Here is a 6,777-nt window from a genome sequence, read left to right on the forward strand (position 1 = left end):
AGAGGAGACCCTGCAGGTACGGCACCTCGCCCTCCGCCGGCTCCTGCGTCACTACCTGGCCACCGTCCGCACGATCAGCCGGAAGCTGAACAGGGGCAGCACGTGGCGGCTGGAGATTGGGCCGTCCGACCTGACGCACCCGGATGTGAGCTTGGAGACGAGCCAGGAGACCAGGGCGTGGATCGCCGCCGAGGTGGACATCATCCTGGCGGCCATGGAGCAGGCGGTACGCACGCCCGTGGCGGACGAGGTGGTGGGCCTGGAGGCGATGCTCGCCGTCCTGCTGCACGAACATGGCCTCTACCTCAAGCAGTTCCGCCTCAGTGAGCTGGCGCTGGTGGCCGCCAAGCACACCAACGACCCACTCCACCTGGCCGTCGCGCACGGCGATCTCGGCTGGGCTCACATCTACACAGGACGCCCCGACCACGCCATCCGTCATCTGCACAGGTCCCGGACCGCCTTCCGCCGGGCCGGGAACACCAGCCGCGAAGCGGCGCTGCTCGACTACATCGGGGTCGCCCACAGGAGCGCGGGCCGCTATGAGGCAGCCATCTCCTATCACCTGCGTGCCCTCGCCCATGTCGGCGAGGCGGGCAACCGCCTGACCCCGGCGACGGTCCTCACACACCTGGGGCTGGCCTACCAGCGAACGGGGCAGTTCGATTCGGCCATCGCCGCCCACACACGCACAATCGAGATCTACAAAGAGGCCAACATCTCAGCCTATCTTGGCCTTTCTGTCGCTCACCTCGCCGAGGCGCACCGCCTGGCCGGACAATCGGGGCAAGCCATCGCCCTTTACCAGGAGGCTCTCGACCTTCACCGGGAAGCGGGCCCCATCAGCGAGTTCCGGCGAGCCGACATCCTCTGGGGGCTGGGGCGTGCCCTCCACAACGCGGGCAGAACCACCGACGCTCGCCGCTACTGGCGACGCTCGATCGCCATCATGCAGGACCTCAACCTCATCACCGCCGAGGAAAGGAACTCTCTGGAAAACAACGAAACTCCCGCGACACCGCAGGTGATCGAAAAACAATATTACTGAGCCTGCAACACCTCGTCCCGGACAGACCAGATTGACCGGGGTCCCGCGTCGCCCCAGTTCGCGGAGGCGACTGGGTCCGAGGTTGACCAGGCGGCGGAGATTGAGGGCGGTGGTGCGGCGGTGGAGCCAGCGGTCGTTGGCGTGGCTGCCGCGGTAGGGCAGACGGCGGTTGCCGCGGGCGACCAGCCAGGCCACGGCGCGCTCCACCATGGGCCGCCGGCACCGGTAGTCGTCCTGCCAGGCGGGGTCGGTGGCGGCTTGGTGGCGGGCTGCGGGTTGTAGATCGTGGTGCGGGCGGATGGTCATCACCGGGGGCCGGTCTTGGCGGTGGTGCAGCGATCATGCAGGGGGCAAGCGGCGCACCGGCCGGTGAAGGTGGCGTGGCGCTGCTGGTGGAGGCCTGCCGGGTCGGCGAGCGGGACGGTGTGCCCGGCGGGGGCAGGTGACGGTGCCGGCGCTCGTGTCGATGACGAAGTCGTCGAGGGTGAATCCGCCGGCCACGGTGGGCTTGAGCGCGGGCGGTTGATCAGCAGCCGGTGTCCGGCCTCGTGATGGGCGGCTCCAGCACCGGGGCGTAACGCGACGGCGGTGACCGCCAGGTGAGCCTTGTAGCCGTCGTCACGGTGCTGACCGCTTTTGTGGATGTTGCGGCCCTGCGGGGCGACGGTGGAGATGATCCGGTCGGGTGCGGTGCGGCTGGCGATCCGCCACCGTCCGTCGGTGCCGTCGGTGCCGTCGGCGGGTTCGACGTCTTGGCCGGCGATCAGGGCCGGCAGGCCGACCGCGTGTTCGGCCGGCTCGTCGAGGTCCTGGCCGGCCAGGTGGTCCAGGAGGGTGAGCGCATCAGTGACCAGGCCATTGACCAGGGCGTTCTTGGCCCCCTCGTCGTCCCAGGCGATCTTCGGCTTGCCCGGGTCGGCGTAGTCGTGGGCGTGACAGTGTGCCGCCAGGAGCGCGGTCGCGCCGGGTACCTGGTAGGCCACCCGGCGGATGGCAGCGACCAGCTGGGTGATGGTGTCCTGGGTGGCGACCGCATCCAGCAGCACCGCCGAATCCAACGCCCGCCGAGTCCGGCCCGCCAGTACCCCAGTCTGCTCCACCACGGTGCGTACGGCCTGGAAGATCCGGTCCGGATCCGACGAGCGGGCCAGCCGACGCCGGAAATATGTAAACAGCGACGGATCCAATCCCTTGTCATACAGGCCAAGCCCGCAGGCGGCCTTCCAGCGCAGGTCGAACCGCAGCGCCGCCACCGTGGCCAGCAGACCCGGCGGCACCGATGGACGCCCCTTCACCGGCGCGTACATGTCCGCGAACGCTTGCGGCGGAACAGCACTCGCCGGTGTTCGGCCAGGAACGGGAACACGCTCCTGGCCGAAATCAACTCCCGGCACACGACCCACACCTCAGGCCCGGCCGGCGGCCAGGGGAGCGCTTGCGGCCAGGCGCTGGGCGAACGCGGTCGCCTCGGGCAGCACCTCGCCGAGGGAGCACACGTGCGTGACAATGCCCAGGTGGGCGGCTTCCGACGCGGTGACGGGATCGCCAGTGAGCAGGTAGCGCTTGGCCAGGGCGGGTCCCATGGCCATCGGCCAGATGGCCGCGCCGCCGTCGCCTGCGACGACGCCGATCCGCACATGCGGGTCCGCGATGGTCGCCGCGTCCGCCCATGAAGATCGCGTCGCAGAACGGCGCGATCGTCCCCCCCGAGGCCGGTCGACCAGCTGAACAAGGGCGAGAGCCTGCACGCGCTGCGCCGCGACCTGCACTACGCCCACCAGGGCGCCATCACCAAGCCGGCCCTGGCCGATCAGACTGACCAGGCGTGGTGTCTGACCGTTTTGACCAACTATGCCATTACCTGGACCACCGAGTATTACTCGCTGGCTGTACGGCAGTTGCGTGCGGCTGGCCGGGACGTCCCGGACGAGCTGCTGACCCACATCTCCCCGGCGCACAGCGAGAACATCAACTTCTTCGGCGTGATCACTGTGGATGTCGAGGCGGAGCTGGCCAAGCTGGACGGCAGCGGCTGGCGGCCCTTGCGGCCGGTGGCCACAGATATGACATTGATGTGATCGTGCGTGCCTGCCCGGCCCTGTGGGCCTGGGCGGCGTCAGCCCAGCATCTGACGGCATCCTGTCGCTCCAGGGCGCCGTGAGGGTTGTGCGGCCGGGCCTGGCTCAGCCGGCGGGTCGGCTACCGCAGCGCGGCGGCGCAGTGTTCGGCGATGAGGCGGTCGTGGCGCTTACTGCCCGCTGCTCGCCGCCGGAATCTGAACATGGCTGTTTGTGTCAGCGACAGCTTGACGGGGAAAGCACAGGTCAACGTCTCGCCGTCTCGGCTACGAGCGCGTTCAGCTGCTTTTCGGCGGACGGGCCAAGGCGCGTGTCAAGCCGCTGGAACGTGCGTGTGGAGCGCTGCGCGGGCCAGTCTTCATCGAGGTACGCGGGGGGGCAGGCCGGGGGCGGCGCGAAGGAGGAGGCCCCAGTCGGCGTGCAGCAGCAGAAGCTGGGGTAGGGCGCCCGCAGCAGGTGGCTCCGCGCCTTCCCATCGAGCGAGGAAGCTCAGGTGACCTGAGCGCAGCGCGTTGACATCCCAGGCTTTGCGCACCAGTTGCTCGGGCTGGCTCGGCGCGGCGGGCGTGCCGTGAAAGGCCTGCACGAGTCCCAACACCTCCGGAGTGGGAAGGTTGCGGAGCAGTTCCTCGACGTCTACACGTCCGGGGGCAACCCATACGTTGGGGTGGACGGCACCGAATCCGGCCCACATCAGTCGACCCTGCAGTTGGTAGCGCAGGTTTCGCAGGCTTTCGGGGACGGGGCAGCTCAACACGGTCCAGATGCCTTCGGGATGGTCGAACGGTGTCGGCGAGAACATCCGGTCTCGGCCTCGCCGTAGCAGTGCCCTCCCCTCGTCCGTCAGTTGGAAGGCGCTGGTGCGGCCGTGCTTGTGGCGGGCGAGAAGAGAGCGGTGCACCATCCGGTTCAGTGCCGCTCGTGTGGCGGACTCGGAGATTCCCAGGGCGCTCGATGCGGACAACAACACCTGCGTGGGCAACGGCGGCACCGCCGCGAGCTCCGCCCGGACACCGAGACTCCCTGTCGGCCTACCTCACGCAATCGGTGCTCTGTGCCCCAGTGCTGGCCGCGTGGGGGCTCGGGCTCGGCGCCCACCGTGCTCCTCTACGCCCAGCCGGCCACCCGCATCACGCAACTCAAGACCAGCGACATGACCGTCTCCGGTGATCAAGTGCTACTCCAGATCGCTGAGGAAGAACTACCGCTGCCCGAGCCTCTCGACCACCTGATCACAACCCTCATCACCCAGCGCCGCAACATGGGAACAGCAGCCAACCCCTCCTCGCCCTGGCTCGGCGGCGTAGGGGCGCACGGTGTTGGGGTTGGGCAGGGCAAGATCGCGCTCTGGCTCGGCGAGTACCGCCCGCTCGCGGCAGTGGCCGACGACGAGATCGGCGAGGCCCTGGAAGCCCTGTGGGGCGGCGCGGTGGTCAACACTTAGAACGCCCGCCGCGCCGCCGTACTGTCCTGGCTCGCCTGGTGCCGCGAGCACGGCTACACCGCACCAGCCGTGCCCGCACGGCCTGGGCGCAGACATGGCCATGACCCTGGATGGCCAGGGTCGGCCGATGATCGCCTGGGTGGACGACGCGGGGCTGTTCAGCAGGAACAAGTGGGCGCTCAAGGTCACCACAGTGCTCAACGCCGGGCACGTGAATCGAACGCGCGTCCAGGTGTTTCGGCCCGAGACACCTTTCCTTAATGGACGGGCGTCGTCCATGGTGGCCAGCAATCGGGGGGTGCGAGTGTCGGCTCCGCCGATTCGGTGGCGGCGGTCCGGGTAGCTTGCACGGCGGCGGCCGGCGCCATCCCGGCGGCCTCGGTCACGGCCGATCGCCGGGACGGCACGGCTTATCGCCCGCCCTCCGCACCGGCCACGAGCGGCGTCCGGGCGGTGGGCAGGACGACCTGGCCAGTGACGAACTCACTCCACAGGCCGAAGGTCAGCGTGTCGCCCGACTCGGCCGTAGTTTCGGCGAAGCCGACCGTGCGGCCCTGGTACTGGCGGGTGGCGCCGAAGGAGAGCTGGAACCGGATGGTGCCCGCGCGGTCCTGCGGCGGCACGGACGTGGGCGGCAGGATCTCGTCCAGTACCCACCGGTAGTCCTTGCGGTACGGGTCGGAGACCCGCTCCAAGGTCTGCTCCAGGATCACCTCGGAGGCGGGCAGCACCACCAGTACCCCGGGCAACGGCCCCACCCGCGTGTTGAAGGCCAGCACCTCCTGCGACTGCCCGTCCGCGGACTCTCCGAGCCCGCCGCCGATCCGCGACCCCGCCGGGCACGCCTGCGCCCCCTGCTTCTCGATCACGGTACGCGCACAGGCTGGAAAGGCACCGGGGTTGAAGCTCACCGACCGGTCGAACAGGAACACGAACCGCCGCGCCCCGGCCGGAACCTCCCCCGTCTCGGCCCGGCTGCGCCGGTCGAAGGCTATCGTCACGCTTCGGCCGGCCCCGCGGGTCGCAGTCACCGACAGCGAATCGATGTTCTTCGTGCCCTCGATGTCGGGCTCGTAGGAACGCTGCGGCCCGCCGGGGGCGGGATCGGGCAGGGCGGGGCTCGCGACTGCCGGCGGTGTGAGCACGGACAGGCAGGCGACCACGGTCGCCGCGGTCAGAACAGTTTTCAGCTTCACGACGCTCCAAGAAGTGGATCAACAAGGTACGGGTCAACACATAATCAACGAACCCCGAAAAGCCATGTAAAGGCCGGAGTAGATGCCTAAGGGGTGACGTGCTCGAAGCAGCCGGTCCGCTCGCCCGCCTCTTCCTCGAGCTGCTCCGTCAGCCCTTGCCGCGACCCGCCCCGGCCCTCAGGCCGGACTACGCTCGCAGACCTGGCCGTGCACGGTGGGTCGAGCCACGGAAACGCCTGCGGGCACGCTGAAGCGGCATGTCACTGGGCGTGGGTGTTGTGCCGTCAGGCGACTGTGGCGGGCATGGCATCGACGATTCCTTGGGAACGGGACGTCGAGTTTCGAAGAGCCAGGGGTTTTCTCTGCAAGCCCTCACGCAGGAGCCGGGGGTGGAGGGAACAAAGCGCGAAAGTTATGGACGACCGGGTTGGAGTCGCCGGTGCGCCAGGTCAGGTCCAGGGTCACCACGCGGGTCAGTGGTGACAGCGGCCGGAAAACGACGTCGCCGCAGCGGAGGCGGGCCACCGACTCCGGCACGATCGACACCCCGAGCCCCCGCGGCGGCGACCCGCGAGTCGCCCGGTTGAGCGGGCCTGGCGGCCGGACCGGGAAGATGGGAGAGGGGAAGGCGGACGTTGGCGCGTACAGAGGGATCAGCAGACCGGCGAACGCCGGGACGCCGAGTTTCTCCGCGACGTCGGGCCCGCCGAGAGGCTTGGGGTGGTACACGACGACATCAGCCGGTCGCGCTGCGAGCGCCGCATGGTCGTCCAGGAGGCCGATCACCGCGTCCGTACACACTCCAGAACTGCCCGCTCGACATGTAAAAGGCCATAGCCGACGGTTATAGCCATAGGTATTGGACGAGAATCGGCCTGCCGATGACCATGATGATCGATCCCAGCTCACCAAGTGGAGAGACATCATGACCGAACGACCCCAGCTGCAGCCGTCGAGGCGGGCGATCCTCACGAGGGGCGCCACGGGCGCGGTGGCGCTGGCCGCCGGGGC

8 protein-coding genes and 2 pseudogenes are annotated in these 6,777 nt (G+C 69.0%); 4 read left to right on the forward strand and 6 right to left on the reverse strand.

The features are described 5' to 3' along the window. Positions 1 to 51: 51 nt before the first annotated feature. Positions 52 to 216 carry a hypothetical protein gene (locus ACWEPL_RS64665; RefSeq protein ID WP_452442911.1) on the reverse strand — a complete coding sequence of 55 codons (165 nt, stop codon included), beginning with the start codon at positions 214 to 216 and terminating at the stop codon, positions 52 to 54. Between ACWEPL_RS64665 and ACWEPL_RS64670 the strand changes: the two genes are divergently transcribed. Beyond that, the gene (locus ACWEPL_RS64670) at positions 215 to 1,048 is read left to right on the forward strand and encodes a tetratricopeptide repeat protein (RefSeq protein ID WP_452442913.1); all 834 of its coding nucleotides are present in this window, start codon (positions 215 to 217) and stop codon (positions 1,046 to 1,048) included. The two genes, ACWEPL_RS64665 and ACWEPL_RS64670, sit on opposite strands and share 2 nt — an antisense overlap. A gap of 99 nt (positions 1,049 to 1,147) precedes the next feature. Here ACWEPL_RS64670 and ACWEPL_RS64675 read toward each other — a convergent pair. Together ACWEPL_RS64675 and ACWEPL_RS64680 are read right to left on the reverse strand one after the other, a co-directional pair. After that, positions 1,148 to 2,453, reverse strand: a pseudogene (locus ACWEPL_RS64675) (transposase); the annotation flags it as partial. Position 2,454: 1 nt separating this feature from the next. Further along, positions 2,455 to 2,826 (reverse strand): enoyl-CoA hydratase/isomerase family protein, encoded by a 372-nt coding sequence (locus tag ACWEPL_RS64680; protein WP_452442915.1) that lies wholly within the window; start codon positions 2,824 to 2,826, stop codon positions 2,455 to 2,457. On the opposite strand from ACWEPL_RS64680, the gene ACWEPL_RS64685 reads away from it, so the two are divergent. After that, positions 2,773 to 3,126 (forward strand): Tn3 family transposase, encoded by a 354-nt coding sequence (locus tag ACWEPL_RS64685; protein ID WP_452442921.1) that lies wholly within the window; start codon positions 2,773 to 2,775, stop codon positions 3,124 to 3,126. The two genes, ACWEPL_RS64680 and ACWEPL_RS64685, sit on opposite strands and share 54 nt — an antisense overlap. 358 nt (positions 3,127 to 3,484) lie before the next feature. Here ACWEPL_RS64685 and ACWEPL_RS64690 read toward each other — a convergent pair whose 3' ends face one another. Further along, on the reverse strand, positions 3,485 to 4,108 hold the full coding sequence (locus tag ACWEPL_RS64690) for a hypothetical protein (protein WP_452442917.1): 624 nt from the start codon (positions 4,106 to 4,108) through the stop codon (positions 3,485 to 3,487). A 38-nt stretch (positions 4,109 to 4,146) separates the two neighbouring features. On the opposite strand from ACWEPL_RS64690, the pseudogene ACWEPL_RS64695 reads away from it, so the two are divergent. Continuing rightward, positions 4,147 to 4,224, forward strand: a pseudogene (locus ACWEPL_RS64695) (DUF418 domain-containing protein); the annotation flags it as partial. 1 nt (position 4,225) lies between these two features. Beyond that, complete coding sequence (locus ACWEPL_RS64700; protein ID WP_452442923.1) at positions 4,226 to 4,570, forward strand: hypothetical protein; 345 nt, start codon at positions 4,226 to 4,228, stop codon at positions 4,568 to 4,570. Between the two features lie 410 nt (positions 4,571 to 4,980). On the opposite strand, the gene ACWEPL_RS64705 is transcribed toward ACWEPL_RS64700, so the two are convergent. Together ACWEPL_RS64705 and ACWEPL_RS64710 are read right to left on the reverse strand one after the other, a co-directional pair. Then, a complete protein-coding gene (locus tag ACWEPL_RS64705) occupies positions 4,981 to 5,766 on the reverse strand; it encodes a hypothetical protein (protein ID WP_363985778.1) in 786 nt (261 codons plus the stop codon). 372 nt (positions 5,767 to 6,138) lie between these two features. Next, positions 6,139 to 6,552: a hypothetical protein gene (locus ACWEPL_RS64710; protein WP_452442919.1), complete on the reverse strand. Its 414-nt coding sequence runs from the start codon at positions 6,550 to 6,552 to the stop codon at positions 6,139 to 6,141. Positions 6,553 to 6,777 lie beyond the last annotated feature (225 nt).

The sequence above is a fragment of the Nonomuraea sp. NPDC004186 genome, assembly GCF_053603495.1.